Source organism: Spirosoma validum, assembly GCF_014699035.1.
Lineage (GTDB): Bacteria > Bacteroidota > Bacteroidia > Cytophagales > Spirosomataceae > Spirosoma > Spirosoma validum.
On record NZ_JACXAA010000003.1, the window covers coordinates 142,956 to 169,392 of the forward strand.

Here is a 26,437-nt window from a genome sequence, read left to right on the forward strand (position 1 = left end):
ACTATTGGAAAGAATTGACTTTGTCGGCGTCAATGTTGTTATTGATTCGGGTCTCGCCGACCACTGGCTCGACTACCCCGCTGATGGTGAAGGTGCCCACCGAAGTCCCCGCCATCAGCATTCCACTGAGCCCCACGCTGAGCTTGCTCCCGGCGGCAAGAGGCTGGGTCGTGGTCAGCACGTAGTAGTTGGGGTTGTCCGTCGATAGGCGCCAATGGCTGTTGTCAACCTCGCGCCCACCAACGGCTGTTGCTGAGGCAGGCAGCGAGAGGTCCAGCGCTGTTTGTTTGGTGATGCGCAGGGTGATCGGTGTATTGGCACTGGCTCCGCCGATCTCAACGATGTCGACCACCACCGTTACGGGTTGGTTGTTGAAGACGGTGCTGGGTCTCGCATAAAGAATGGGTACCAGATCGGGAGCGGGCGGGCTAACCGAGAGGGAGTAAACAGGACTGATGATCATACACCCTTCATCATGCTTAACTTGTACGGCGAGGGTAAAGCTACCCGCCTGCGTGGGCGTTCCACTGAGAACGCCCGTTCTGGATAGGCTCAACGACGGGGGTAGGTCGCTGCTCAATACATTGAAACGATACGGGGCTGAACTCCCACTGATCGTAAAGGGCTGGCTAAAGGGTTGACCGGCCAACGCGGTATTCACGCTGGGCAGGGTGATGGCTATTTGCGTATACTGGAACTCAGAAGCCCCCATATCGATGGCCGTTCCAAAGATGCGGGGATTGCCAGCCAGGTCGGTAGTCGTAGTATTGGCTGCATTGTTACCCGCATTAATGGCGGATGAACAGGAATTAAGCCGGGCTTCAGTCGTCGAGACGAACGGGTTGAGACTGGTCAGTAAGTTGTTGCTGCCGGCATAGTTCGTTACCGACGGCTCAAGCAGACTGTTGGTGATGGTGACATCGCTTGCAACATTTTGGATGGTATTACCGGCGCCATTGCCAAACACTACGCCGTTGACGATCGTGTAACTGCTATAGCCACTGTGAACGGCTCCGCCCTGTCCGGCGGAATTAGTCAGGAAAGAGCAGTTGATCAACCTAACGTTCCGGGAATTATTGAAGTAGATGGCCCCGCCATCCTCCCTGGCTGTGTTACTGGTGAACGCACAGTTGATCAGGGTTGGAGCGCTCGCCAGGAAGTTCATGATCCCCCCACCACTGATGGCTGCATTATGGCTGAATAAACAGTTTCTGATGGTTGGATGAGCGCCATGATTCAACATTCCGCCCCCATATTTTTGGAAGTTATTGGTCTGGTCATCATCGGCATTTCCATAACTGATCGTAAACCCATCGAGAATGGCGGATCTATCGATAACCTGGCCGTTATTGATGACGTGGTAGCTGTTGTCAGCATTTACGTCTGGTAAGCCAATGTCGCCACTGAGCAGGGTGGTATAGCGGCCGGGCATCCGCTCCGCCAGCGTTGTGGAAGTGCCCGTTGGCGCGAAGCCGCCGTAGATAGTCACCTTGTTTTTCATCGAGAAGCTGATGGAGCGGTCAGTTGTCGTGGTAGGCTTGTAGGTACCCTGGGCTACCCAAACCTGATGGTCGCCCGGGACATTGATCATGGCCTGCAAATCGCCACTGGCCAGGGCCCAACTGCTTCCATCACCCGTTCCGCCCTGCCGAACGTAGCGAATGGGGGCGGTGGTGAGGGTGTAGACCCCACTCGTCGCTGTACACCCGGCGGTTTCCTGGGCCAGCACGGTGAGGGTATAGGTGCCTGCCTGGGTAAGCGCCCCGCTCAGTACGCCTGCCTCAGAAAGCGTAAAGGAGGCAGGTAGAGTGGTGTCAAGCACACCGAAACGATAGGGGGGCGTACCGCCACTCGCCGTAAACGATAGACTCAAGGGCTGATCTACCACCGCGGTCGTCACACTGGGCAGGGTTATCGTGAGGCCATTTTTGGAGGGAGTCTGTAACTCGTAAGCGCCCATGTCAATGGCGGCTCCAAAGATCCGGGGATTACCAGCCAGGTCGATGGGTGTGGTATTGGCCGCATTACTGCCCCCGTTAACGGCCGGCGAGCAGGGGTTGAGCTCGACATCGATCATCGTCGATAAGCGAAAGGGATTGGTTGTGGTGGTCAGGTTATTGGTGCCACTATAGCCAGTCACGCTTTCGTCAAACAATGTATACGTGGCTGTTACCCCGGTATACGTTTGCAACCCGCGACTGTCAAGCGTTTTCTTGCCTCCGTTTTCGAACAACACGCAGTTGGTCAGGCTGGTAGTACTTTCATCATTCCAGATTGCTCCACCGGATGTTGAGGCCGAGTTGCGCGAAAAGGTAACATTGATGAACATGGGGGCGCTATTGTAGTTCTCAATAGCGCCCCCGATTCCGGCTTTGTTGTCGATAAAAACGCAGTTGATCAACAGGGGACTACTCTTTTCATTTCCCATAGCCCCACCGGCAATTTTAGCCTCGTTGAAGTAGAATACACAGTTCCTTAGCGTTGGACTACTGTAGTTATTTAGCATGCCAGCTCCCCCATAATCTGGCCAGTTGCTATTGGCATACCCATTCGTGATGAGAAATCCGTCCAGGATTGCCGAATTGGTCAACCCGTAGCTGCGGATCACATGGTAACTATTGTCGGTTTTATCCAGTAACCGACCGATATCGCCATCGAGCACGGTCATAAAGTTGTTCGGGTTTCGTTCGCGGAGCGACGAGGGATTGCCCGATGAGGAAAAGCCGCCGTAAATAGCGACTCCTTCTTTCATTTTAAAGCTGATGGAACGGTCGGTCGTGGTGGTAGGCTTATAGTTACCCTGAGCGACCCAGACCTGCTGAGCGCCCGGGTCGTCGATCATGGCTTGTAAATCGCTACTGGCGTCGTCCCAGCTACGACCGTCACCCGTTCCGAATTCCCGCACGTAACGGATCGATTGGGCCTGGGCACCTAAACCCCAGAGCAGGCTGCTCAGGGTAATCAACAGGATGAATAGGATCTTGTCAAGTTGTAGACGATGCATCATAAACGAATGGGTACAGTAGGGTAACCTGGCCAATGACCAGGAAGCCTTTACCACGAAAACAAATCAGGTCTCATAGGGAAAATGCCAGTTCCGGTACTGGGGAAACTCGCCAGGCTTATTGAGTTATTCGTTGTGCCCGGACGGGTATGGCTGACAATATGGTGTTCACACTGTCCGCGGGGATAACTGAAGCCGTTGAGCTTCCAGTTGGGCCGATGTTTGGGCAGGAGGATGCGTTATTGGCTCGCGTGGTGGTACATTGAGCGAAAAGCTTATTGCCTGTTTTACTGGCGAAGTGCATGTATGTACTGCTGGCCTTTACGTAGACACTATCGCCATATTTGTAGGTGACAGCCAGCTCGAACGAAGTGTCCTTTAACATGACAGTCCTGACTTTCTGCGTTGAATCCAGGTACGATAAGGTTATGGGTTTGGCGCTACTCAGTGGCGAGTAGCGTAAGCTGTATTTAAAGGTATAGCGGCAGGAACTGTAATCGGCTGGCGTGGGAGTGGGCGTGGGAGTAGGGTCCGAAGAGGTGGACTGGCTACAGCTGATCGCCGTAATAACCAGCAGCAACAGGAGAATTGTGTTTGTTTTCATCGAATACATACGTAGTTCTTTTATCGGTCATGTTATAATGCAAACCTAGTGTAGGCTTTTTGGCGAAAACATACCTGCTACCAGGTAGAAACGTAACTTTTGTTCCTAAAAAATGAGTGAGTTTCCTCTTGCATATACCTGTTAGCAGGTATATGTTTATGTCTTAATGGGTGTGATCTTTACAGCACGATAGTGGCTTTGTAAAAGCGATCCTGTCGCGGACGTAAACGCATACATCCATCGAAACATACCCGATCTATAGCTTCATTCGCAACGCTCTGCTAGGGGCAACGTTGGTCTGCCTGGTCGGCACGAGCCCGCTTTGGGGACAGCTCAACCGGTTGCCGCGAGTTCACATGCCCAGGCCACTGATCGTGGATAGTCAATTTAGTACGACATCTGTGAACGATAAAGTACTGGTGTACAGGGGAGATATCTCTGGGGTACGTATTTTACAAACAGTTCGACCAACGATTCCCGACGGTTTTTTGCCCAATACCGATCCGAGGCAAGTGCTGGTTGGACCGGCTTACCAGCAGCCCCAGGCCTGGGTCTATCTGCCACTGGTCAATTCTTCCAATCGGAAACGCAACCTAGTTATTGAGCTGGATCACAACCGTTGTGATACGCTGGAAGCTTTTTTACTGACTGGCCGCCAGCAAGAGCAAGAGCCGATTTATCTGGGAAAATTGTTCCGCCGTTTGCCGCTCAGCCAGCGGGCGATTCCAGGTCGGACTTTCGCTTTACCCTTCGCACTGGCCCCCCAGGACAGCGTAGCGCTATTGTTACATAGCCACCGTACGACGGGTGTTCATGAACTTTCGATTGCCATCTCGACCCCAAATCAATATGCCATCCAGCATGAGCAGGATCAGCTTATCCGGCTGTCGGCTCTGTCGAGCGCGTTTTTCTTTGTTTTTACGGTATGCTCGCTGGGGCTGGTTTTTAAGCACTGGCTGTTGGTTTATTTCGGTTTGTATATGTTACCTGTCGCTCTTGGGCAACTCAATTACAATTACTTTTTTGATGATTTCCCCTTTCCGCCCTGGCTGGGTCTGAATGCCAATTCAATTGGTTTATTTATTATCTTCCTGGCCAACTGTCTGCTGCATCCCTTCGGCCTAACCTACCTTAAAAACCTCAACCTGTATGGGAACTGGCAACGATACGTGGTGGGGATTTTGGTGGGTTGTAACCTGCTGCCAATGGGCCTGCTGCTGTTACCACTTACTCCTTTCACCAATGCCGTCGTGACCAATGCCAGCCTCCTGTTAACGACGGTGAATATTGGCTGGCTGTTTTATATATCGATACTGGGTTTTATCCAGAAGCGGGAAAAGTATCTGCTACTAACGGCTATGCTGGTGTTTTTGCCGCTCCTCTACCGGACGTATGGCCAGCCTACGCCGACCTTAAACTATAGCTATTTTCAGCCGTTTTATCTCCTGCTTGTATTTGGGTTTTTAATTGTGGCCCTGTTCCGGCGGGAACTCATCAGTCGTCAAATGACTCAGCAGACCATCCAGCTGGTCCAAACAAAGCTGGAACAGCTACGCAAATCTGAGATCGAACAAATTGGCCGCAATCTTCACGATCAGTTGGGCAATACGCTGGCCTCAGCCCTGGGGTATCTGACCATGCAAACTCCCAGAGTAACCCTTGCCCGGGACATGATCCTGGAGGCTATTAACCAAACCCGGGTCATCAGCCATAATTTAGTCAAGGACGATGAGCGGCCCCTAGCCGAAAAGCTGGACGATCTGGCCGAGCGGTTCAATGATTTTTCCCCGATTCGCTTTACCTACGATGATTTTACGGAGTATAAACTCAATCAGTTGACACCCCTCAAACAGCAGGGTATCTACCTGATCGTTCAAGAGGTGCTTAACAATGTGATTAAGCATTCCCAGGCCCAGGAGGTCACCATTCAGACCTTCTTAAGCGAAGAGATAGTCCGGGTGAGTATCGACGATGACGGCGTTGGCTACTCGGCTAATACCCAGACCCATGGCATTGGTATTGATAATATGTATAAACGGGCGGAACTGGCCAGTTTGAGACTCGTCATTGATGGGGGACCTGGGGGGACCTCGGTAAGTATTGAAACGCCCTTGGCTGGGTAAGGTACAGTCAACATAGAAACACTATCTACTCGCATGAAAATAAGAACTGTTATCATTGACGACCACGCCTTGTTTAATGACGGGCTGGCGCTGATTTTGAAGGAATCGGAGTTGTTTGAGGTGGTGGGCCAGGTCTATGACAGTCGTCAGGCGATGTATATCTGTCAGGGGAAAGTTTTGGATTTGATTCTGGTTGATTACAACATGCCCCATGTGAATGGTTTAGAAGTAGTGGCTCAGTTGAAAACCCTGCTCAACAAACCCCGCATCGTCATTATCAGTATGTACGCCCAACGCAAAGAGCTAAACCTGTTTTCGGCGGCCGGTGTAGACGGATATCTGGCCAAGACCACCCCATCGGCCGAATTGATTGCCAGTTTACAAAAGATCATGGCAGGGGATCGCATCCTGAGTGTGAATCGTCAACCCAAGGAAAGTACGGTTAACGATTTTTTTGCCTTAAAACACCAGCTAACCAAACGTGAGTACGAGATTGTATTGGGCCTGAAAGAAGGAAAGACGACCGAGCAGATCGCTCAGGCGATGGGCTTGAGCTATTTAACGGTAGAAACCCACCGCAAGAATATCAACGCCAAATTGAAGCTGACCAGTCGGCAGGAGTTTTATGATTTTCTGCAGAGCCTATAGCCCGGAACGAGTCCGCGTTGGCTAATCTCTCCAGAAGAGCCTTCCACTATAAGGTAACGAACTTTAATCATCTGGATTCTTCGGGCCATTCAAGTGAATTGTGTTCAGTCAATTGAATGCTTAAGAAGTTTGGAGGACTTGTAAAACCGTTGGTTCCTAGTTGACAAGTGAATCCAGCTTCGCTAAACGATTTAATGATTGAACCAACATGTGAAATCGCTGGCCTACCTGTGCTTTTAGCCAATCAACCCCAAACTATTCATGAAAATGTTGCTTTTCGGGTAAATTACTGAGCCGTTTGTAAGCGGCTCTAGATTGAAGGAAAAGTACTATTGGTGTGAAGAGTAATCGTAGCTATTAAAAGTATATGATTCTCAATGATTACACTAGCTTACCAGCAGAGCCGTTTGCGATAGGGCATTGATTATTCACGTAAAACCGGTTTAATTAACTAATACGTATATCGGTATTCGTTAATTATAAGCTAATTCCGTGCAAGGTATCTCTGCCAAACTTGTATTTCCGAATTAACTATTGAACGACTGCCGCTACTGTAATGGTAAACGCTTTGTTTTGGCCTTAAACAGTTTGTTAAACGATTGCGGATAGTCAAAGCCAAGCCGGTAAACGGCTTCTGCCGTAGTCAGGTTGGCGCCTGGTTGCGAGCACTTTCCAGCCTCTTGACTGGAACAGTTTTGCTGTGGCTTTGCTCAGACCAGACTATGCGCCTGTGATGAAAATAGTTTGCATTGTCGTTAGTGTTGGTTCAATGCAAAGCTCACCATTACGTACCTGAGCTTTGTTTCCAGATTGGTAAATGATGTATCAAAGTCTGTTACGTTGCTGCGTCATCTTTGAAATTCATAATAGAAGCTGTGCTATTCGTACGAAGCCGCTCCCTTACTCGACCCAATTTTGCATCGTCGGAAAGGGATAAACAGAAAACACAGGTAGTATGGAAACCACACAAAAACAAGCTGCTCAGGCGCTGAACCAGGCCACTGAAAAAGCAAGGCAGATAGGGGTCAACGCGAACATTGCCATCCTGGATACGGCCGGGTATCTCAAAGGCTTTTTACGCATGGATAACGCCTTCCTCGGTTCCATCGACATTGCCCTGGGTAAAGCGAGAACCGCCATGCTCTTTCGCATGAACTCCGAGGCAGTGGGTGAATTTCTTCGTCCGGAAGCGCGTGCGTATGGCATGGTAAGCACCAGTGGTGGACTCGTTGGCTTCAAAGGGGGAATGTCCGTCAAAGCAGCCGGCGAAATCGTGGCTTACATCGGTGTATCAGGTGGTAGCCCCGACCAGGATTTCGACATCGCAACGGCCGGAAGTGTACTGTGACGCTGGTCGTCAACCACCTCTGATTCGTCAAGCAATCAATTAGTTAACTCATTCATAACTCCATTACACCCATGTCAACGTCAAAAACAATCTTAATTACTGGAGCAGGCTCTGGTTTTGGTGAAGGCACTGCGATTGGTCTCGCTAAATTGGGCCACAAAGTTATTGCTGGTGTACAAATCTCTCCACAGGTGACGGCCCTGCGCAAAAAAGTCGAAGAGTTTGGTTTGCAGCAAAATCTGCGGGTTGAAAAGCTGAACATTCTCGATACCTATGACGTAAAGAATGCGCTGAAATGGGATATTGACGTTCTGTTCAGCAATGCCGGGATCGGGGAAAGCGGGCCTGTTTTCGAAATACCGGTAGAACTGGTTCGGCGCAATTTTGAGACCAATGTGTTCGCCCCGCTGGAACTGGCTCAACAATACGTTGCTAAGTGGATCAGGGCCAATAAGCCTGGGAAAATCGTGTTCACCTCATCGATGGGCGGTCTATTTACGCCCTCAGGTTATGGTATCTACGTATCGACCAAGCATGCGCTGGAAGCCTTTGCCGAGGCCTTGTCAGACGAGCTGAAGCCATACAATATTAAAATTCAAACGGTTAACCCCGGTGCCTACCTGACCGGCTACAACGAAACGATGGCGGATAATGCCTTCCGCTGGCTCGACGACGACAAAAATTTTACGAAACGTGCCGATACGAAAGCCAATTTTGACTCCCTGCTCGGTACGCCCCAGGGTCGGCTTGACCCCAAAGAGATGATCGACGCGATGATCGAAATTGTTCCATCTGATACGGGTAAGTTCCGGAATGTGGTTCCGCAGTTTGTGGAAGATATGCTGAAAGAGCACCAGTTGAAAGCCTGGGAAAACACGATCTGATTACAGAGTTATTCGCACAGATTAAAGCAACAAGCACGGATACTGGGATAGCATCCGTGCTTGTTTTTATTAGTTTCGTATGAACGCCCGGAACCCGCTATGATCAAGACGACTTTAGACAGCAAAGTGATCGATACGCTACGTGATCTGCCGGACATGATCCCGGTTTTTCGTGAATACTATGAGGACTGGACAATCCGGGTATTTAACCGCGAGCAGCATGAATGCCGAAACTACCTGTCGCCGAACCGACGGGAATTTTTTAAAATCCTGCTGATCACCAAAGGGACTGGTGTGTTCACTATGGGGCTCAATACGTATTACATTGACGAACCGACGCTGCTGTTCATCCATCCAAACGACATTATTTCCTGGAAAAATTTATCGGAAGAGTCCGGCGGCTACTACGTTCTTTTCAAACGAGCCTTCATAAATAGTCATTTACAGCTCAAAGCGGTTATCGATAAATTCGCCCTGTTCACCGACAAACCGAAAAGTGTGATCCGTCTGAACGAGGACGAAGTACCCCGGATCAGTCAGTATTTTGACAGGATGCAGGAGGAAGAACTGAGTAATAGTCCTTTTAAAGACGATGCGATGCAGGCCTTTCTTCAGCTCCTGATGGTCGAAAGTATGAAAGTGGCACGTCATCCCAAACCGGATGAGGTTACCGCCGATTACACGCACATCCACCATTTTTTTGATCTGTTGGAAAAAGAAATTTCGAGTATTAATTACAACGCCCCCATCCGAATCAAAACTGCCAAGGAATTCGCCGGGAGCCTGCACATGCACCCCAATTACCTGAATCAGTTATTAAAGAAACATACGGGGCAAAATGCCAGTACACACATTCAGAACCGTATTCTGGATGAAGCCAAGGCCTTGCTGATACAAACCGACTGGAGTCTTCAGGATATCAGCCATAGCCTTGGCTTTGCCGAGCAGCCCAGCTTTACTGTATTTTTCAAAAAACACACTGGCTATACGCCAGCAGAGTTCAGGAGGAGCTTCTAAACTTTCCCCGAAATCAGAAAAAGCCCTCTGCTACGTAGCAGAGGGCTTTTTTGAGGCAAGATGGTATACGTTCACCTGGCTGGTGCTAAACTGGTCGGATTATAGCCAAAGTATTTTTTGAAGGCGAAGGAAAAATGGGAAAGGTCTTCAAACCCGACATCAAGATAAACTTCAGACGGGTTTCGCTTATGTTCAACGATCTGATAATGGGCTAATTCCAGCCGTTTTTGCGTCAACCAGCGGCCCGGCGTCATGTTAAACGCCCGGTTGAAATCCTTTTTAAAAGTAGTCAGGCTTCGGCCCGTCAGGTAGCCGAACTTCTCCAGCGGGAGTTTGAACATGTAATGCTGCTCCATAAAATCGACCAGATCCACCTTTCCAGGCTCGTCAAAATGGCCCAGTATCCCGTCTACATCCTGGTCAATGGCCCGGAGTACCCGAATCGCTTCTTCGACCTTATAAGCCGCAATATCGGCAGGCAGGGCGTCCGCCAGCTCAAAATAGGGCAATAAGGAATTGAACAGGCTTTCCAACAAAGGATGTTTCTGGAATTGTTTAGGTTGATGGACTGGCAGTGCGCTTAGGGTAGGCTGGTTTACGGTGTAAAAGTGCTGTAACTTTTCCTTCCGGAAGAGGACGGAGATGGCAATACAGGGTTGTCCATTCAGGGGTAGTTTGCTCATCCTGCCCAGCTGATTACGGGGAAGTAGCACCGTATCACCGGCAAAAAAGTGGTAGCTCCGCTCAGCCGCTACGATCCTGACTTCGCCAGAAACCACACGTAACAAGGCCGGTTGTTGCAGGATCAACTCCCGACTGTAGTGGGCCTCTTTCTTGCAGGCGATAAATACTTCAGCGATTTCCATCCAATAAAAATAAGCATTTATTGATCTAACAGATGAAGACGTATCAGGCTTTCGGCGGTTGCCAGTACGGCCTCCTGGGTAGAACGGGGCGACCAGTCCAACAGGTGGATCGCCTTGGCGCTGGTCACGTTCATCATTCGGCCCAATAAAGGAATCATCGATTTAACCATGGGGTCTTTCAGGGCGGCAATACGTAGCAGAGTATTAGGTAGTTCTCTGGCGTTAACCTTGCTGGCGGCCTGGCCCAGATGCGCTTTCAGTGTCTTAGCGATTTCGATTAACCAGACGCTTTCGCCTGCGGTGGCAATAAAACGTTCGCCTTTCGCGGCTGGATGCGTCATGGCTCGCAGGTGCAGGTCAGCAACATCCCGGACATCAACGAAACCGGAGTTAATCTTAGGGCATCCGGGCATTTTACCCGTCAGGAGATTTTTGATCAGGTGGATCGAATGCGAATAATCGGGTCCTAATACCGGACCCAGGACGGTTGCCGGATTGATCGCAGACAGTTCCAGTCCGTCGCCTTCCTGTTCGATAAAATCCCAGGCCGCCCGTTCAGCCAGCGTCTTTGATTTCTGATAGGCGGGCGCTTTACCGGCGACATTCGTCCAGGTCGTTTCGTCATAGGGGGCCGTCTGCTGGGGGTGGCCGTACACGATCGCACCGATGGCCGACGTTAAAACAACCCGTTTTACTCCCGCATCTCTTGACGCCTTAAGTACACGTAATACGCCCTCTCGTGCCGGGATGATCATTTCATCCTCATTTCTGTAGTTGAGAATAGGGGTAGGCGAAGCAACATGGACTACGTAGGTGCAACCGCTCACCGCTTCGTTCCACTGCGCATCGGCAGATAGATTCGCCTGGAAAAAGGTTAATTGCTTACCCGCATCGCTGCCGCCTTCTTTTAGCATGGCTCGCACTTCGGCTTCCCGGTTTAAGGACCGCAGGGTTGTCCGTACCTGGTAACCTGCCTGCAACAACTGGAGGATACAATGGACAGCAATAAAACCCGATCCACCGGTTACTAATACTACTTTGTCGGAAATTGAATTTGTGGTCATCTGCTTTGGTTTTGATGAGCCAAAATTCGGGTTAAACCGAACCTCCCGCTTTGTTCAAAAGACGCAATATGCTTTGTTTAAAAGGCGGGATGTTATTTGTAATCAATTGCCTCACCCCGGTCCTGTTCAGTAGATGCACCCAATAGAGATTAGTTGAATCTTTGAGATTCATAACACCTGTTTTGCAATTCGTAAGCCCCGGACCAGCCCTTGTGGCGAATTTTGATCTGTTCAATTAAGGGACAGAAATCATGAAAGAATCTCTGTTAATCGTTGGCGCAGGAATTGGACTGAGCCGCAGTAGCAGCGACTGCTCGGACACTCCTTGATACTAAAAAGATTATTCAGGCCGGTTTTGACCGATAGCTAAAGGCGAAGGCAGCTTTTTCGACCTGCTTACCGATGATGTACAATGGACCATCAATGGCAGCACGCCCTTATCGAAGACCTACCCGAATAAACAGCAATTTTTAGATGAGGTCATTGATCCGCTGAATCAGCGGCTTTCGCAAAAGATCATTCCGACGGTTCGTAGCTTATATGCCGAAGGCGATGTGGTTATCGCCTTAATCGACGGGAAAGCCACGGCAAAGGATGGTAAGCCTTACAATATGTCCTACGCCTGGTTCATGAAAATGAAGGCTGGCAAGATCATCCAGGTCGATGCTTTCCTGGACGGGATACAATTTGCTGATATAATGAAGCGGTTACCTGTCGGGAATTAACGGCCTGATTATGCCAGTAACGTTTCTTTGAAATTCATAATAAGGCCTTTGATTCTGATACATAACTCTGGTCAGTAAGAAGCCAATTTTGCTTCATTAATTCACGTAACCAACGTAGCAACATGGAAACTCCACAAGTCACGATTCAACTGCCCGCTCGGAATACCCAAAGCCCATTCAGCCACATGCGAGGAGCACACGTAGCGGTACGGGTGCCTGATTATGAAGCTAGTAAGCAATGGTATATGGAAAAGCTGGATTTTCGGCTCATTCATGAATGGCCCTTCGGTGATTTGCAACTGGCTTATTTAGCACCCGCCAATGACGACAATTTCTGGGTAGAGTTGCTGGCTGGTGGGCAACCGGAAGCCGGAGCCAACTACACGGATCTGGATGAAAGCCTTCACCCGGCGGGATATCACCACTTTTGTATTGATGTTCCGAGCGTCGATGATACGTTGCGTGAACTTAGCCAACGGGGAGTTACCCTGGTTGGGGAAGCCTTTAATTTATCGGCAATTGGCAAACGACTTGCTTTCATTGCCGATCCCTGGGGTAATTTGATCGAGTTTGCCGAACAATTAGCCTAAGGTTGTTTTATCGCTAACCGATCCATGCGTTATGTTTGGACTATGAAAGCGTTCAAACTCATTACCCTGAGCCTGGTCATCACCCTGAGCGGTGTTGTTCAGGCTCAACAAGTAAAACCGCAGGGTCAACCCGATTATCCGCTTGATTCCAGTTCGACCCTGGTCTCCAGAGTGCAACCCGCCACGACTACGGTGTTACAGATGTTTCGGGATGCGGGCATGTCGCCAATCGAACATCGCCTTACCGAAGACGAACAGAAAAAGATCGCTGCCGCTTTTAGCGCTTTACCGCCCCTGCATCAACGTATCCTCAAGGGCCGCTTACGTAGCATTAATTTTCTGGACAACATGCCTAACACCGCTTTGACCTCAACCGTCAATCCGAGTGGAACCCACAAGCTCTTCGATATTACCTTTCGAGCTGAAATTCTAAATCAGGATGTCTCTGAGTGGTTGACCTGGAAGGAGCTTACCTGCTTCGATACTACCGGGTCAACGCTTCGGGTATCGATTCAGGCCGGTCACCTAAGTGCGTTTCAATACGTATTACTGCATGAGGCAACTCATGTTGTTGATGGTACTCTGGACATCACACCAGATTATGCGCTTGCAACGGGTCAGCCTTTGCCTGGTTCGCTCGCAACAGATTTTATAGCAAACGTCTGGACCCAGCACACCGTGGTGGCGTCGGCATACAAGAGCACGTTGCTGGACGGAATCGTTTTTCGAAAAGGTGGCAAGCCGTTGCCCATCAGTCAGGCCAGTCAGATTTATCAAGCGCTTAAACAAACGCCTTTTGTCTCGCTCTATGGCAGAAGTAGCTGGCATGAAGATCTGGCCGAATACGTAACCGTCTACCACTTCACCCAAACCCTTGGACAGCCATTTACGATTACGGAAGGACAACCAACGGGTATTCTTCTACAACCCCATGCAGTCGGCCTTAGTCAGAAAGCGATTTAAGGACATGAACCGTTTCTATCAGGTCTGATTTTATAGGGTCATAAGCACAACGTGGGCTGGCATTTCTCGACACGTCATCTCACAGTCATTTGTAGATTCATAAAATACATCCAGCAAAGTCACTTGAGATTGGTGATCCTATCGCTATTTACATTAAAAGCCCAGTTATGGACATGATTTTCATGTCCATAACTGGGTAGGGGAAAAGACGCTGGTTATCTACTTTTATCCAAAGGCCGAAAGCGGAGTTTATGCCAAAGAAGCATGTGCTTGAATAAATTCGCCTACACTGGGTCCTACCTACCAAGCACTTCGTGATTATAGGTAGGACTTAACCAAAATCCCAGCTTAGCTTGCTTAACAAGGTCGTGATGCTATTTTTGTAGTTATTCCTCCGAATCAGTTATCGCTCACTTCATGCCTTGTCTCTTTTGAGATTCCTTTCACAACCCATACGCATCGTTATGTATCAATGTCGAGTTTGGTCTTTGTTATGGCTTCTATGGCTGCTGGGAGCCCGAGCCGATCAACCAGCCGACCGACTCATTGGCCGGTGGCAGTTCCCCTCTAAGGGGTCCAGCGTCGATATTTACCAACAAGGTGGTCTTTACTTCGCTCGGGTAGCCAAAGTTGACCAAGCCGGTGAGCGAAACTTCGGCTTGGTGAAAGATAGTATTCTGATTCGCAACCTTCGCTACGATGGAGAGGTTTGGTCTGGAGGGCGCTTAATTCATCCCAAAACAGGGATGTCCTTAAGCGCGGAGGTCGAAATGCCCAGGCCGGATGCCATCACCGTAACGATTTACAAAGGCATCAAGCTGCTTCATCGAAAATTCATCATGACTCGCCAAGCTAAGCAATAGCTTTTGGAATGAGCACCTTGATTAAAGAGTTATATAGGCCTCTAGTCAATTAGAGAAGGTTTTAATTAACTACCCGAATGGCCCAAAGTTCAGTAGTTTACCACTCGTTCTTGCGCTATTAACCAATAAAAAAAGTCTTCAAACGTAGCCCTGGGCCACATTTGAAGACTTTTGTACCTCTTTATATACACTATATTCGAGCCTCCTACGGGATTCGAACCTGCGACCTACGCATTACGAATGCGTCGCTCTACCAGCTGAGCTAAGGAGGCTTATTGAAGATTTTTAATTGGCGATGAATAATGTAGAAATCGACAATCAAAAATGCTGTTTGCGGCTGCAAATATAATTGTTTGGAATTTAAGAACGCAAGTAACCGTTCTATTTTTGGTAAATTTGCGTCCATGATTTCCATTACAAACCTCTCGTATTATCTCGGTAGCCGGGCTCTTTATGAAAATGCCTCGCTTCATATCAAGCCTAACCAGAAAATCGGTCTTATTGGCCTGAATGGTACTGGCAAATCAACGTTGCTACGTATCATTAATGGCGAATACCAGGCTGATGGCGGCACTATTTCCAAAGCTGGTGACGTAACGCTTGGCTTTTTGAATCAGGATTTGCTATCCTATCAGACCGACGATTCGATTTTGTCCGTTGCGATGCAGGCTTTTGAGCGGCAGAATCAATTGCAAAAGCAAATTGATGAGCTACTCCATGAGATGGAAACCAATTATCGTGACGAACTGGTCGATAAGCTCGGCAAAGTTCAGGAAGAGTTCGATGCGCTGGATGGCTATACGGTGCAGGCTCGGGCAGAAGAGATTCTGGAAGGACTAGGTTTCTCAACCGATGATCTGCAAAAGCCGTTACGAACATTTTCGGGAGGTTGGCGGATGCGCGTTATGCTGGCAAAATTGCTTCTTCAGAAACCATCTCTGCTGATGCTTGATGAGCCGACCAACCACTTGGACTTACCGTCGATTCAGTGGGTTGAAAAATACATTCAAACCTACGAAGGAGCCGTCATTGTGGTCTCGCACGACCGCGAGTTCCTGGATAATGTTATCGACGTAACGATTGAAGTGGCTGGTGCCAAACTGAACTACTACGGTGGCAATTATTCATTTTATCTGGAAGAGAAAGCGCTACGTAACGAAATCCAGAAGGGGGCTTATGAAAACCAGCAGGCTAAGATCCGGCAGACAGAACGGTTCATTGAGCGCTTCAAAGCTAAGGCCACCAAAGCAAAACAGGCGCAAAGCCGGGTGAAGCAATTGGCTCGCATGGAATTAGTCGACGCTGTAATTGATGAATCGGCGCGGGTAAATTTCAAGTTTCAGTTCTCTACTCAGCCCGGTCGTCATATTCTGCATCTTGACGATATTACTAAACATTACGGTCCTAAGCGAATTCTTACTCATGCCGATGTTCGGCTTGAACGGGGCGACAAGGTGGCCTTAATTGGGGCTAACGGTCGTGGGAAGTCGACGTTGCTACGTATCATTTCGGGGTCAGAGCCAGTGAACGATGGCAAGCGGCAGTTAGGCCATAACGTATCGTTTAGTTTCTATGCTCAGCACCAGTTGGAATCGTTAAGCGTGGATGATACATTGCTTGAGGAATTGAAACATGCCAATCCGAACAAGACCGAGGGTGAATTACGTGGGGTGCTGGGCTGCTTTTTGTTTTCCAACGATGAGGTATTCAAGAAGATAAAAGTCTTGTCTGGGGGAGAAAAATCGCGGGTGGCGTTAGCTAAGGTGTTGCTTTCACAGGCCAATTTCCTATTGCTTGACGAACCGACCAACCACCTGGATATGCAATCGGTGAATATCCTGATTCAGGCGCTTGAACAATATGAAGGCACCTATGTAGTGGTTTCGCACGATCGGTATTTCGTATCGCAGATTGCCAATAAAATCTGGTATATCGAAGACGAACAGATCAAAGAATATCCCGGTACGTATGATGAATACGAATGGTGGATGGAAGAACGGAAAGAGGGTAGAGCTACTGAACTTCCTAAAACACAACCCGTTGTTAGTTCTGCTCCGGCAACGAATGGCCAGTCGTTGAACGGCAATGGCCATAAGCCGTCGAACGGTCGGGCGTCGGATGAGGAACGAAAAGAATGGCAGAAAAACCACAGGAAACTGACTCAACAGGCTGAAGAAGCTGAAACGAAAATCGATCAGCTGGAAGATCGTAAAAAACGACTTGAAGCCGAGCTCGCCGATCCTGCTACGTATGGTGATGATAAACTGATGCAGGCTAAGAACGACGAATATCGGCGCATAACGGCTCAGATTAGTCAACTACAGAATGAGTGGGAAGCCGCCATGCTGGAAGCCGAGGAGTGGGAGAAAAAATTAGCCTAATCAGCAATTATAGTCATTTTTCATACAAAAGCCGGAATCGATCAGCGTTCCGGCTTTTGCTTTACCAGTGTATTGGCTACCTGCCGAATCGTATGTAGAGAAAAACAACGCTACCCGATAAAGCTACCCAACTGATCAGCGCGAGTAAGGTAGCGGCACTGGTTTTAACGTAGTCAACGGGTTTTTGGTAGTGTAAAAATTGGAAATAGGCAATTGACAGGTAAAGCAGTTGAAACAAAAGCAAGGTTCTGTTCAAAAAAGGGAGGTAATGTTTTAGCGCCAGACCCAGCAGTAAGGTTAGAAGAATAGTAAACAGCGAAAAAAAACTCGAAAAGAAAACCTGAGCCACTAAATGTTCTGCATAGTTAATATCGCTTCGCCGGAAGCATAGCCAGAAAATGAAGGCGAATAAAGGAATGGCTGCCAAACCAATGATGTTAATATTTTCTTCGATGAAAAACGTCGCCTGCCGCCGACGTTCAATATAAGGCAAGACGTCTTTCGGTACGGTTGGCGTTACGTGTTGAATTGTGTCTTTCTTCGTAGAAAATCGGGCTGTGTACGGCTTTATCAGGACATTGACCGATAGATTCAGGCCTAATACAAGCAGGAGAAACGAGAACGGATTGACGTATTTTTTACGCTTTTTTTCTAGTACGTATGCGCGGGCCGTGACACCAGGTTGAGTCGCTAAATTTCTGATCAAAAACAGGATGCCCCGATCAACGCTAAAAATAGCCTGGAAGAATTCATCAAGGATATGCCGGATTTTAAAGCGGGGTAGATCTGTTGTCTGACCGCAGCCTGGACAGTAAACAAAATGATTCTCTAACATAGTCGAGCAATTCGGACAGTTCTCCATAGACGACAAGTAGCTGGTAAGGTCCTGATTTCCTGCAATCTGGAATAAATTCATGAGTTAGTCAATCCATTGTGCTTATCTCCAATCAGAAAAATTTATTCGATTAGTAGCTGTTGAAAACTTGCCTTTGTCGTACAAGTAAAATATAATTGCATTTTACTTGTATATGTATGGGCAGCTATAAAAAAGGCAGAGGAGCACAATTCAATACAGCTAATTCATTTGCCGCTCATCGATACGAGCCAGCTGATGACCTTACAGTTGCCGATGATGATTTTCCTCCACCGACGCTGAGAACCCAGTTTTTCGAAGAAACGCCTAAACAAATTATTACCCATACCAAAAGCCCCGATGTAGGATTTTGGGCGTCGATCAACCCGTATCAGGGCTGTGAGCATGGCTGCATCTATTGTTACGCGCGTCCCTCACACGAATACTGGGGTTTTTCGGCAGGACTTGACTTCGAAAGCAAGATTATGGTGAAGAAAAACGCGCCCGTGTTGCTGGAGAAACAATTTCAGTCACGTTCGTACAAACCTGAGATCATCCATTTTTCAGGAAATACCGACTGCTATCAACCTGCCGAACGAACGTACCAGCTTACGCGACGGATGCTGGCGCTCTGTCTGCATTATCGGAATCCGGTTTCGATCATTACGAAAAATGCGCTTATTCTCCGCGATTTAGATATTCTGCAACCGATGGCACAGCTCAAGCTGGTGAGTGTTGCCATATCGATAACAACCTTAACCGAAAGTCTGCGATTATTGATGGAACCACGTACCGTAACGGCTACGCAACGGTTGAAAACGATGAATACCTTGCATCAGGCGGGCGTACCGGTAGGTGTTATGACGGCACCGATCATTCCCAGTCTGAACGATCATGAGATTCCCAATCTGGTTAAACAAGCGGCTGATCACGGTGCGTGCTGGTCGGCTTATACGATCGTACGGCTAAATGGGGCGCTTGGCCCTTTGTTTATGGATTGGCTCAAACAGACCTTTCCCGATCGTGCCGAGCGCGTTCTGAATCAGATTGCTGATTGCCACGGCGGACAACTGAACGATTCCCGCTTTAAAATCCGTATGTCAGGCGAAGGGCAGTACGCTCAGCAAATTGGACAGTTACACCGAATTGCCTGTCAGAAATATTTTGGAGATAATAAATTTCCTGCGCTTACAACAAATTTATTTCGGCCTGCTGGGCAAATTGGCTTGTTTGAATAACTTTAGACCACTTTCAGCAATACTACCGATCATACGTAAAGCCGGCTTTGGGGGTATCGATTCGGTCAGGCTGCTCCAGGGTAAGCGTATGGTCAAATGACTGCGTTACGGTCTTTTGAATGCCCTTGCAGATCGTATCGAGTGGGAGATCGTTGTCGTCGGTGCCAAACGGATTTTCAATTTCTTCCGCGATGATTTCCAGGCTAGCCAATACGTAGAAAACGAATATAACCAGCGGAATGACCAGGTAATGCAGGTTTGAAACGTACCCGAGTGGTAAAGTCAGGCAGTACATGGAAATGAATTTCTTGATGAACGAGCTGTATGAAAATGGAATAGGTGTGTTTTTAATCCGCTCGCAGGCTCCGCAAATGTCCATTAAGGATTGAACTTCGGCATTCAGAATAATCAAATGCTCTGGAATTAAAATTCGTTGACGCTGTAATTCATTGATTTTTCCGAAGATCGCCATCGCAATCTGCTGCGGTACGTGTTCATTCAAATGCAATTTTTGAAGATGAAAGGAAGACGTTTCTGCAAATTCAGGTTCGACGGGTTTCTGGCGCAGATGATTTTTTAACGCGTAAGCAAAATTGGGAATCATGGCACGAAAAAAATGGCGTGGTTCCCTTTGCTCAGGTTCTAGTAACTGGTCTAGTTTTAGGGCCAGATTTCGACTATTGTTCACGAGACCCCCCCATAGTTTTCGTCCTTCCCACCAGCGATCGTAGGCTGTATTGGTGCGAAAAACCAGCAGCATCGAAATCACAAAACTCAGCAGCGTGTGCATGAGCGAAAAGTTTTTAAGATGCGGGTTTTCAGCCAGGCCGAGTAACTCAATGACATGAACGATAATGAACGAGTAAACGCCGATTCCTACCAGAACGGGGAGCAATTTGCGAACGGTATCGGCCCGATTGAACGTAATGAGAAACCGGCCCCACTCTTTCGGATTGTAATTGACCATCGATACGTTTGGTTGAGTAGAGGATTAGACAATTTTGCCAAAGTTAATCAGGATTGAAAACCGATTACATTAGCAATTCGATATAATTGTGTCGACTCAGTAACGTTTACCTACTACGGACTGTCCGTTAAAATCAGTATTCATGCGCGTTTCCGCTACGTTGTTTACCCATTTATTGCTTTGGATGATTTCGGCTCCGTTACTAGCGCAGCAACCTCAGACAATTGACCACATTTACGACCCGAATGTACAGACGGTGCTGCTGTTTCCGCAGGTAAGCGCCAATCCGAACGATCCGGCGTTGACGTTAAATCCACCGGTTATTTCGCTCGATGAACAGGTCGCGCTGCAACTTGAATTTGATGATCTGACGGCCAATTACCGGTCGTTTCGGGCCCGGCTTGTTCACTGTAACGCTGATTGGCAACGCTCTATTCTGAATGATATTGAATTTACCTACGAATACAACGACAACCCGATCATTGAATACCAAACCTCGATCAACACGAAGATTCCGTATTTTCATTACCGCTTTACGCTTCCCCGTGTGAAGCTACCGGGTAATTACGTATTGGTTGTTTACGACGAACGCAACCGGAACAACATCATTTTCACCCGTCGGTTTAGTACGTATCAGAATCGCATAACGGTGGCAGCTGGTGTGCGATTCTCATCAGCACCAGATCGGCAATTCAGCGATCAGCAGATTGATTTGAGTATCAATTACAAAGGTTATCAGGTCATCTCACCACAAGACGATTTTAAAGTCGTTATCCGGCAGAATTACCGCGATGATCGCGAAATCCGGGGGCTTCGTCCGACGAATGTACAGGCCTTCGATCAGGTGCTGGATTACCAGTTGATTGATCTGAGCAATACCATGCCCGGCGGCAATGAATTCCGCTTTTTCGACACGCGAACGGTGTTATCCCGCGCTAACTACATTGATCGAATCGACCGACCCGCCGACCGGAATATCGCGTATGTGCAGGTAGATAAGCCGCGTAGTCAGGGAGCTTACATTCAGAGCGACGATTTTAATGGTCAGTACGTTATTGATCATCGCGAAACGGGTAACGGTGCCACCAACGCCGACTATATAGAAACGATCTTTACGCTCAAAATTCCTGAGGTACCGGGTGTCGATGTGTTTGTTAATGGCGCCTTCAATTTCTGGCAACTGAACGAGCGGAATAAAATGGCGTACGATGCCCTACTGGGCGCTTATCGAGGCTCGGTGCTACTCAAACAGGGTGTTTACAACTATGACTATGTAGTGAAAACGACTTCTGCACCACCAAAAGTAGATGAGAATTACATTGAAGGCAGTTACTCGTCTACCGAAAACGATTACGAAGTATTTGTGTACCATCGTCCGCCCGCATCCCGCGCTGATCAGCTAATTGGCTACAGACGAGTGGGAGTGAATAAGCGGAAGTAGAGCTGTGATCTTCTGAGTAAGTAGGTCCGTAGCGTGGGAGCGTGGTGTCAGGTTTTCGAACCTGACACCACGCTCCCACGCTACGGATTATACATATCCTGCTTAGTGGCTTAAGTAGATGCGTTATGCTACGTATATACCCCAACAGGTAGGCACCCGAAATTTCTGTTCCGTGTCATGAAATACCATCGTAGGAACCTCACTGGTAAACTCTTTGAAGTCCCGGATAAAGTGAGCCTGATCTGAATAGCCAAAGTTGTATGAGATATCCAGCCAACTGGGTGCCGTACGATTTTGGTAAAAATATTCATACGCGTTCCGGAAGCGAATGATACGTTGATACACCTTGGGCGTAGTGCCGTAATTGTCTTTGAAACTACGTTCCAATTGCCGCTTGCTAATGTATAAACGCTCACTAAGCGCTTCGATGGAGACGTTTCCTTTTGATTGGCGAATCAACCGGGCCGCTTCAAATACATAATTTCGTTCGGCGTTTAGATTCCGTAATTGTGCCAGCAGAAACGTTTCAACTGCTGCGATTACCGACGTAATATCCGGCTGGTCATAGACATTCTCAACCAGGCGGTTAATCTTCTTGCCAAATACGTTTTCGAGATCGGTGAAATCGTTGAACAGTGAAGCCGCTGGCACATTAAACAGCTGAAGCAAACTTTCTGGTTTAAGCTGAATCCCAAACTTACGGCCCGAACCTATGCACTTCCACTGTACAGCATCGCGGTAGAGGCCCACAAAGAACGCATGTGGAAGTTTCTGCCAATGGTTATTGTGCAATACATGGCAATGATTATCATCCAGTTGAATAATGATCTCCAGGACTCCGAACGGCAAACAGCGCTGAACGGGAGACTCCTGGTTACCGATGGCTTCGAAACTGTGAAGCCAATAATTATTAACGAAAGGCTGTAAAGCTGTGGATGGCTTAAACTCTTGATAATTGCTGGTCATTAGTTATCGATACGTAGTGAGGTGTGAATGATGTCGCAAAAGTAGATAGTCAATCTGGGTTGAGATTGAAAAAAAGCGACATCTTCGTAACCGGTTACGCAAGGGCTAAAGCCGTCTTTACTCTGGCCAGCCGTTCCGGCGAAAGTTCATCTTCGGCCATCTGAAGAAAGCTGGTAAAAACCTCCGCCGGAGCGCTCTGTTTCATACCCGATAACCAACCCGTCACTTCTTTATCGTTTATGGAGCGCATCATCCAGCGACTTTCAGCAAACAGCGTTTGGGGCGGAATGGATTGGATAATATTACCTTCCATCTGATGAATTTCCGCGTCGGTATAATGCTTCCAGAGCTGGTACATCAATACGTTCTCTTCCTTGTTCATGTGGTACAGATTAAAGGCAATGAACTCATTGAACGCAAAGAAGATTCGTTGGCCAATCAGTTCTTTCTGATCAGGCTGCGTAGCAACTTTCCATGCCTCAATGCTCTCGAAAAGGGTTTGTGTCAACCGATGATCGACGTCATGATCCTTCTCCAGTTCATCAACCAGTTGAGGATTGTGCTTTTTAATATGAGGCAGAATAAACCCATCCTCATGTTCGGCATGTGTATCAAAAAACAGTAGTACCTGCTCTAATTGCTGGATGGTAGCGTCGGCTTCGGGAGCGGCAAAATCAGTTTGCTGAATCTGGAGCGCTGTGTTGTACAGCATGCCCCGTAATCCTTTGTGAATTTGATTGAATACGTTGTAGCGTTGCATTTGTGTGGTTTGGTTAAAAGAGAGGAAAATTTTATTTGACAGCCGTGGCTTCGATTTCGACCATCAGTTCCGGAAAGGCTAGTGCGTTGACTTCGACCAACGTGCTGGCGGGTACGCAGCCCCCGGCACTTAGTCGACCAATGACCTGACCATAGGCTGCGAAGAACTGCGGGACAGAGGTCGTGTAAAAGTTAATCCGTACTACGTTCGCTAACGAATAACCGGCTTGTTGCAACACCGTTTCCAGGTTGTCGAGACAGGCGTCGATTTGTCCGCTCATATCGGCTGCGATCGGTCTGCCGTCGGCATCCATGGCCGCCTGGCCAGCGCAATAGAGTGTGTGGGTTGGTTGTATAACTTCTACGGCTTGTGCATAGCCCAACTGGTTCTGCCATTGCCAGGGGTTGATAATTGACTTTTGCATGTGGATAGTGTTTTAAAGTTCACTGCAAAAGTACCGGTGCTGAACCGCCTTGTATTGAATAAATGCGACATGATTAGCGAAAGCACGAAAAAAGTAAAAACGGATCATCTACATCATCCTCAAGGTAAACGATTGGCTCATCCGTTAGCGTTACTGTGAGTTGGAGTATAATAAGCTGGAGCGGTTAAATTGCTGTCAGAGCGGATAAGAAAAAAGCTGCCCATGGGCAGCTAAGGAAATGTTCATGATGGAAGTGAGTGAATACGTATGTAACTATGTCCGTTGCCTAACTGTTTTATTTTTTTGAAACACGTTTGCGTTCCACGGCAGAATCGCCATCGGCTAATTCGTTCGACGCGTTGGAATCCTGGCCAGCCCAAACCAGTATAAACGTATCTGCTCCGCTAAATCGACCAGATCCTGATGGTTAATGGGCTTGGTAATGAACGTATTCGCTCCTAATTCATACGATTGGTTTATATCACTTTCATTAGCGGAAGTAGTCAGGATGATCACCGGTACGTGTCGATATAGGGTTGAACTTTTAAGGTGCTTAAGCACGTCAAAGCCGTTCATAACAGGCATGTTCAGATCCAGCAAAATCAGATCAGGTAGAAACTGAGTATTCTCAATTTTTTCCAGTACGTCAGTTCCATCAGTAGCAAATCGAAGATTGAATTGGGAGGAGTTCTTCAGAAAGGCACTTTTAATCAGAAACTGATCGTCTTCATCATCATCGACGATCAGCACATTAAAGAAAGTTTTCATCAATTTACGGTAGGCCGAATAGAGTAGATATACCTATAGTTTTGTAAGGCTAAAATACGAAAAAATGCATTGGACGGATTGCCCTTAATCAGCGTTTAATGTATTCATTGATTGGCCAACGTAAGAAATACGTAACTGCCCAGGCTAGTCAACAAAAAAGCGGGTGGTCCATTTAAGCAACAGGCCACCCGCTTTACGTCTATGTAAATTTGCTTACGCTCCGTGTAAAAACTCCATAATGTCGCCGTCCTGTACGACGTATTCTTTCCCCTCGACGGCTAGCTTACCCGCTTCACGAACCCCCGCTTCGGTTTTAAACTGCGAAAAATCAGGGAGTTTCATGACTTGAGCCCGAATAAATTTCCGCTCAAAATCTGAATGAATTACACCCGCGGCCTGGGGAGCCTTCCAGCCCCGATGAATTGTCCAGGCGCGGACTTCCTTAACGCCAGCCGTGAAATACGTAATAAGCCCAAGCAATCTGTAAGACGCTTTGATGAGTTTGCTCAATCCTGATTCCGTCAGGCCATACTCGCTCAGGAACAGTTCTCGTTCGTCGGCATCTTCCATCTCGGCAATCTGCGCTTCGATACCGGCGCTGATCACAATCACTTCCGCTCCTTCGTCTTTAACGGCTTCCCGAAGTGCATCCGAGTACGCATTCCCGTTGGGCAGCGAAGATTCATCCACATTCGCTACGTAGATGACGGGTTTTACGGTCAACAGCGCAATATCGCCGATAGCCGTTTCCTGATCCTCGGGCGACACTTGCACGGTACGGGCACTCTTCCCGGCTTCAAGAGCCGATTTATACTGTTTCAGGATAGCTAACTCCGCTTTTGCTTTGGCATCGCCAACTTGGGCGGCTTTGGCAATGCGCTGAATCTTTTTATCGACAGACTCCAGATCTTTCAGTTGGAGTTCAGCATCGATAATTTCTTTGTCGGATACGGGATTGACTTTACCTTCAACGTGAACGATGTTGTCATCTTCAAAGCATCGAATCACGTGAACGATCGCGTCGACCTCGCGAATGTTGGCGAGAAATTTATTGCCCAGACCAGCGCCCTGACTGGCGCCTTTCACCAGACCCGCAATGTCGACGAACTCAATGATAGTTGGTACCACTTTTTGTGGTTTCACCAACCCTTCGAGCGTATCCAGACGTTCGTCGGGCACGGTTACTACCCCAACGTTTGGTTCTATTGTACAGAACGGATAGTTAGCTGCTTCAGCCTTGCCGCTCGAAATGGCATTAAATAGCGTCGATTTACCCACATTTGGCAAACCCACGATTCCACATTGTAAGCCCATAAGTATGAATGAGTGAATGAGCGAATGACCGGGCCGCCGGAGCGGTGATTGAGTGAATAGCTGACGCATGTCCGGTAATATTCACTCAATCTGTCATTCGCTCATTCACTGCTTGGTTTTTTTACAAAAATACAACCGCTACGGCGGACCGCAAAAAAAGCCTTCGGCGCTGGCACCGAGGGCTTAGGCATTTCACAGCTGATAAGTATAAGAAGAGAGTATAGTTAAAGCATAAATCGTATTGAGAGATAATCAATTCATTCATTCCCACTTGAGTTCACTGGCGAAATCGTCCTGCTCATTACGTTCACGCTGGGCAAATTGAGCAAAATCCACGTCGGGCAGGAGTTCGGTTTTAACGTGATCTACGGTTTCCTGTAGGGCTTCAACGAATTTGTCGAAGTCTTCTTTGTAGAGAAACATTTTATGCTTCTCATAAATAAATCCCTCGCCCTGCGGATGCCGACGACTCTCAGTAATGGTCAAATAATAATCGTTCGTGCGGGTTGATTTGACGTCAAAAAAATAAGTTCGTTTCCCCGCCCGAACTCGCTTTGAGTAGATTTTCTCCCGATCTCTTTCGTCCACAATCTAATAGGTTTAGTCAGTTCACAACCACTAAAGTA

The 26,437-nt window shown here is 47.9% G+C and carries 24 protein-coding genes and 1 tRNA gene; 12 read left to right on the plus strand and 13 right to left on the minus strand.

What is annotated here, in order from left to right:
* Nucleotide 1: 1 nt before the first annotated feature.
* Both IC230_RS09315 and IC230_RS09320 read right to left on the minus strand, forming a co-directional pair.
* Nucleotides 2–3,007, minus strand: coding sequence for a right-handed parallel beta-helix repeat-containing protein (locus IC230_RS09315; protein ID WP_191038722.1), 3,006 nt, complete (start codon nt 3,005–3,007; stop codon nt 2–4).
* Between the two features lie 115 nt (nt 3,008–3,122).
* Nucleotides 3,123–3,608, minus strand: a complete 486-nt coding sequence (locus tag IC230_RS09320; protein ID WP_191038723.1) for a hypothetical protein — start codon at nt 3,606–3,608, stop codon at nt 3,123–3,125.
* 401 nt (nt 3,609–4,009) lie between these two features.
* On the opposite strand from IC230_RS09320, the gene IC230_RS09325 reads away from it, so the two are divergent.
* From IC230_RS09325 to IC230_RS09345, 5 genes are all read left to right on the plus strand, one after another.
* Nucleotides 4,010–5,731, plus strand: a complete 1,722-nt coding sequence (locus IC230_RS09325) for a 7TM-DISM domain-containing protein (RefSeq protein WP_191038724.1) — start codon at nt 4,010–4,012, stop codon at nt 5,729–5,731.
* A 33-nt stretch (nt 5,732–5,764) separates the two neighbouring features.
* The gene (locus IC230_RS09330) at nt 5,765–6,379 is read left to right on the plus strand and encodes a response regulator (protein ID WP_191038725.1); all 615 of its coding nucleotides are present in this window, start codon (nt 5,765–5,767) and stop codon (nt 6,377–6,379) included.
* 955 nt (nt 6,380–7,334) lie between these two features.
* Nucleotides 7,335–7,727, plus strand: a complete 393-nt coding sequence (locus IC230_RS09335) for a GlcG/HbpS family heme-binding protein (RefSeq protein ID WP_191038726.1) — start codon at nt 7,335–7,337, stop codon at nt 7,725–7,727.
* Nucleotides 7,728–7,798: 71 nt separating this feature from the next.
* Nucleotides 7,799–8,611, plus strand: coding sequence for an SDR family oxidoreductase (locus IC230_RS09340; RefSeq protein ID WP_191038727.1), 813 nt, complete (start codon nt 7,799–7,801; stop codon nt 8,609–8,611).
* 99 nt (nt 8,612–8,710) lie between these two features.
* Nucleotides 8,711–9,628 (plus strand): AraC family transcriptional regulator, encoded by a 918-nt coding sequence (locus IC230_RS09345; protein WP_191038728.1) that lies wholly within the window; start codon nt 8,711–8,713, stop codon nt 9,626–9,628.
* 71 nt (nt 9,629–9,699) lie between these two features.
* Here the strand turns inward: IC230_RS09345 and IC230_RS09350 are convergent, their stop codons facing one another.
* Both IC230_RS09350 and IC230_RS09355 read right to left on the minus strand, forming a co-directional pair.
* A complete protein-coding gene (locus IC230_RS09350) occupies nt 9,700–10,494 on the minus strand; it encodes a helix-turn-helix domain-containing protein (RefSeq protein ID WP_191038729.1) in 795 nt (264 codons plus the stop codon).
* Nucleotides 10,495–10,511: 17 nt separating this feature from the next.
* A complete protein-coding gene (locus tag IC230_RS09355; protein WP_191038730.1) occupies nt 10,512–11,558 on the minus strand; it encodes an SDR family oxidoreductase in 1,047 nt (348 codons plus the stop codon).
* A 554-nt stretch (nt 11,559–12,112) separates the two neighbouring features.
* Between IC230_RS09355 and IC230_RS33950 the strand changes: the two genes are divergently transcribed.
* The 4 genes from IC230_RS33950 to IC230_RS09375 all read left to right on the plus strand — a co-directional run bounded on the left by IC230_RS33950 (nt 12,113) and on the right by IC230_RS09375 (nt 14,699).
* On the plus strand, nt 12,113–12,283 hold the full coding sequence (locus IC230_RS33950; RefSeq protein WP_223860540.1) for a nuclear transport factor 2-like protein: 171 nt from the start codon (nt 12,113–12,115) through the stop codon (nt 12,281–12,283).
* Nucleotides 12,284–12,405: 122 nt separating this feature from the next.
* A complete protein-coding gene (locus tag IC230_RS09365) occupies nt 12,406–12,873 on the plus strand; it encodes a VOC family protein (protein WP_191038731.1) in 468 nt (155 codons plus the stop codon).
* A gap of 42 nt (nt 12,874–12,915) precedes the next feature.
* Nucleotides 12,916–13,836, plus strand: a complete 921-nt coding sequence (locus tag IC230_RS09370; protein ID WP_191038732.1) for a hypothetical protein — start codon at nt 12,916–12,918, stop codon at nt 13,834–13,836.
* Nucleotides 13,837–14,324: 488 nt separating this feature from the next.
* The gene (locus IC230_RS09375; protein ID WP_223860542.1) at nt 14,325–14,699 is read left to right on the plus strand and encodes a DUF2147 domain-containing protein; all 375 of its coding nucleotides are present in this window, start codon (nt 14,325–14,327) and stop codon (nt 14,697–14,699) included.
* 199 nt (nt 14,700–14,898) lie between these two features.
* Here IC230_RS09375 and IC230_RS09380 read toward each other — a convergent pair.
* Nucleotides 14,899–14,971 (minus strand) — tRNA-Thr (locus IC230_RS09380).
* 132 nt (nt 14,972–15,103) lie between these two features.
* Here IC230_RS09380 and IC230_RS09385 point away from each other — a divergent pair.
* The gene (locus tag IC230_RS09385; RefSeq protein WP_191038733.1) at nt 15,104–17,080 is read left to right on the plus strand and encodes an ABC-F family ATP-binding cassette domain-containing protein; all 1,977 of its coding nucleotides are present in this window, start codon (nt 15,104–15,106) and stop codon (nt 17,078–17,080) included.
* Nucleotides 17,081–17,156: 76 nt separating this feature from the next.
* On the opposite strand, the gene IC230_RS09390 is transcribed toward IC230_RS09385, so the two are convergent.
* Nucleotides 17,157–17,915: a DUF3667 domain-containing protein gene (locus tag IC230_RS09390; RefSeq protein ID WP_223860551.1), complete on the minus strand. Its 759-nt coding sequence runs from the start codon at nt 17,913–17,915 to the stop codon at nt 17,157–17,159.
* 197 nt (nt 17,916–18,112) lie between these two features.
* On the opposite strand from IC230_RS09390, the gene IC230_RS09395 reads away from it, so the two are divergent.
* Nucleotides 18,113–19,171 carry a PA0069 family radical SAM protein gene (locus tag IC230_RS09395; RefSeq protein ID WP_191038735.1) on the plus strand — a complete coding sequence of 353 codons (1,059 nt, stop codon included), beginning with the start codon at nt 18,113–18,115 and terminating at the stop codon, nt 19,169–19,171.
* 22 nt (nt 19,172–19,193) lie between these two features.
* On the opposite strand, the gene IC230_RS09400 is transcribed toward IC230_RS09395, so the two are convergent.
* A complete protein-coding gene (locus IC230_RS09400; protein ID WP_191038736.1) occupies nt 19,194–20,138 on the minus strand; it encodes a bestrophin family protein in 945 nt (314 codons plus the stop codon).
* Between the two features lie 184 nt (nt 20,139–20,322).
* On the opposite strand from IC230_RS09400, the gene IC230_RS09405 reads away from it, so the two are divergent.
* A complete protein-coding gene (locus IC230_RS09405) occupies nt 20,323–21,579 on the plus strand; it encodes a type IX secretion system plug protein (RefSeq protein ID WP_449451368.1) in 1,257 nt (418 codons plus the stop codon).
* A gap of 123 nt (nt 21,580–21,702) precedes the next feature.
* Here the strand turns inward: IC230_RS09405 and IC230_RS09410 are convergent, their stop codons facing one another.
* From IC230_RS09410 to IC230_RS09435, 6 genes are all read right to left on the minus strand, one after another.
* A complete protein-coding gene (locus tag IC230_RS09410; protein WP_191038738.1) occupies nt 21,703–22,545 on the minus strand; it encodes a helix-turn-helix domain-containing protein in 843 nt (280 codons plus the stop codon).
* Nucleotides 22,546–22,639: 94 nt separating this feature from the next.
* A complete protein-coding gene (locus tag IC230_RS09415; RefSeq protein WP_191038739.1) occupies nt 22,640–23,305 on the minus strand; it encodes a hemerythrin domain-containing protein in 666 nt (221 codons plus the stop codon).
* A 31-nt stretch (nt 23,306–23,336) separates the two neighbouring features.
* A complete protein-coding gene (locus tag IC230_RS09420; RefSeq protein WP_191038740.1) occupies nt 23,337–23,729 on the minus strand; it encodes a RidA family protein in 393 nt (130 codons plus the stop codon).
* A gap of 342 nt (nt 23,730–24,071) precedes the next feature.
* Nucleotides 24,072–24,497, minus strand: coding sequence for a response regulator (locus tag IC230_RS09425; protein WP_191038741.1), 426 nt, complete (start codon nt 24,495–24,497; stop codon nt 24,072–24,074).
* A 213-nt stretch (nt 24,498–24,710) separates the two neighbouring features.
* A complete protein-coding gene (gene ychF / locus IC230_RS09430) occupies nt 24,711–25,811 on the minus strand; it encodes a redox-regulated ATPase YchF (protein ID WP_191038742.1) in 1,101 nt (366 codons plus the stop codon).
* 261 nt (nt 25,812–26,072) lie between these two features.
* The gene (locus IC230_RS09435; protein WP_191038743.1) at nt 26,073–26,399 is read right to left on the minus strand and encodes a DUF3276 family protein; all 327 of its coding nucleotides are present in this window, start codon (nt 26,397–26,399) and stop codon (nt 26,073–26,075) included.
* Nucleotides 26,400–26,437: the final 38 nt, after the last annotated feature.

Bases quoted from the DNA above. Each gene is read 5' to 3' on its own strand.
- IC230_RS09320 (WP_191038723.1), bottom strand. From the start codon at position 3,608: ATGAAAACAAACACAATTCTCCTGTTGCTGCTGGTTATTACGGCGATC.
- IC230_RS09390 (WP_223860551.1), bottom strand. From the start codon at position 17,915: ATGTTAGAGAATCATTTTGTTTACTGTCCAGGCTGCGGTCAGACAACA.
- IC230_RS09425 (WP_191038741.1), bottom strand. From the start codon at position 24,497: ATGAAAACTTTCTTTAATGTGCTGATCGTCGATGATGATGAAGACGAT.
- IC230_RS09370 (WP_191038732.1), top strand. From the start codon at position 12,916: ATGAAAGCGTTCAAACTCATTACCCTGAGCCTGGTCATCACCCTGAGC.
- IC230_RS09415 (WP_191038739.1), bottom strand. From the start codon at position 23,305: ATGCAACGCTACAACGTATTCAATCAAATTCACAAAGGATTACGGGGC.
- IC230_RS09330 (WP_191038725.1), top strand. From the start codon at position 5,765: ATGAAAATAAGAACTGTTATCATTGACGACCACGCCTTGTTTAATGAC.
- IC230_RS09420 (WP_191038740.1), bottom strand. From the start codon at position 23,729: ATGCAAAAGTCAATTATCAACCCCTGGCAATGGCAGAACCAGTTGGGC.
- IC230_RS09350 (WP_191038729.1), bottom strand. From the start codon at position 10,494: ATGGAAATCGCTGAAGTATTTATCGCCTGCAAGAAAGAGGCCCACTAC.
- IC230_RS09365 (WP_191038731.1), top strand. From the start codon at position 12,406: ATGGAAACTCCACAAGTCACGATTCAACTGCCCGCTCGGAATACCCAA.
- IC230_RS09405 (WP_449451368.1), top strand. From the start codon at position 20,323: ATGATTTCGGCTCCGTTACTAGCGCAGCAACCTCAGACAATTGACCAC.
- IC230_RS09340 (WP_191038727.1), top strand. From the start codon at position 7,799: ATGTCAACGTCAAAAACAATCTTAATTACTGGAGCAGGCTCTGGTTTT.
- IC230_RS09400 (WP_191038736.1), bottom strand. From the start codon at position 20,138: ATGGTCAATTACAATCCGAAAGAGTGGGGCCGGTTTCTCATTACGTTC.
- IC230_RS09385 (WP_191038733.1), top strand. From the start codon at position 15,104: ATGATTTCCATTACAAACCTCTCGTATTATCTCGGTAGCCGGGCTCTT.
- IC230_RS09395 (WP_191038735.1), top strand. From the start codon at position 18,113: ATGGGCAGCTATAAAAAAGGCAGAGGAGCACAATTCAATACAGCTAAT.
- IC230_RS09355 (WP_191038730.1), bottom strand. From the start codon at position 11,558: ATGACCACAAATTCAATTTCCGACAAAGTAGTATTAGTAACCGGTGGA.
- IC230_RS09335 (WP_191038726.1), top strand. From the start codon at position 7,335: ATGGAAACCACACAAAAACAAGCTGCTCAGGCGCTGAACCAGGCCACT.
- IC230_RS09315 (WP_191038722.1), bottom strand. From the start codon at position 3,007: ATGATGCATCGTCTACAACTTGACAAGATCCTATTCATCCTGTTGATT.
- IC230_RS09410 (WP_191038738.1), bottom strand. From the start codon at position 22,545: ATGACCAGCAATTATCAAGAGTTTAAGCCATCCACAGCTTTACAGCCT.
- ychF (WP_191038742.1), bottom strand. From the start codon at position 25,811: ATGGGCTTACAATGTGGAATCGTGGGTTTGCCAAATGTGGGTAAATCG.
- IC230_RS09345 (WP_191038728.1), top strand. From the start codon at position 8,711: ATGATCAAGACGACTTTAGACAGCAAAGTGATCGATACGCTACGTGAT.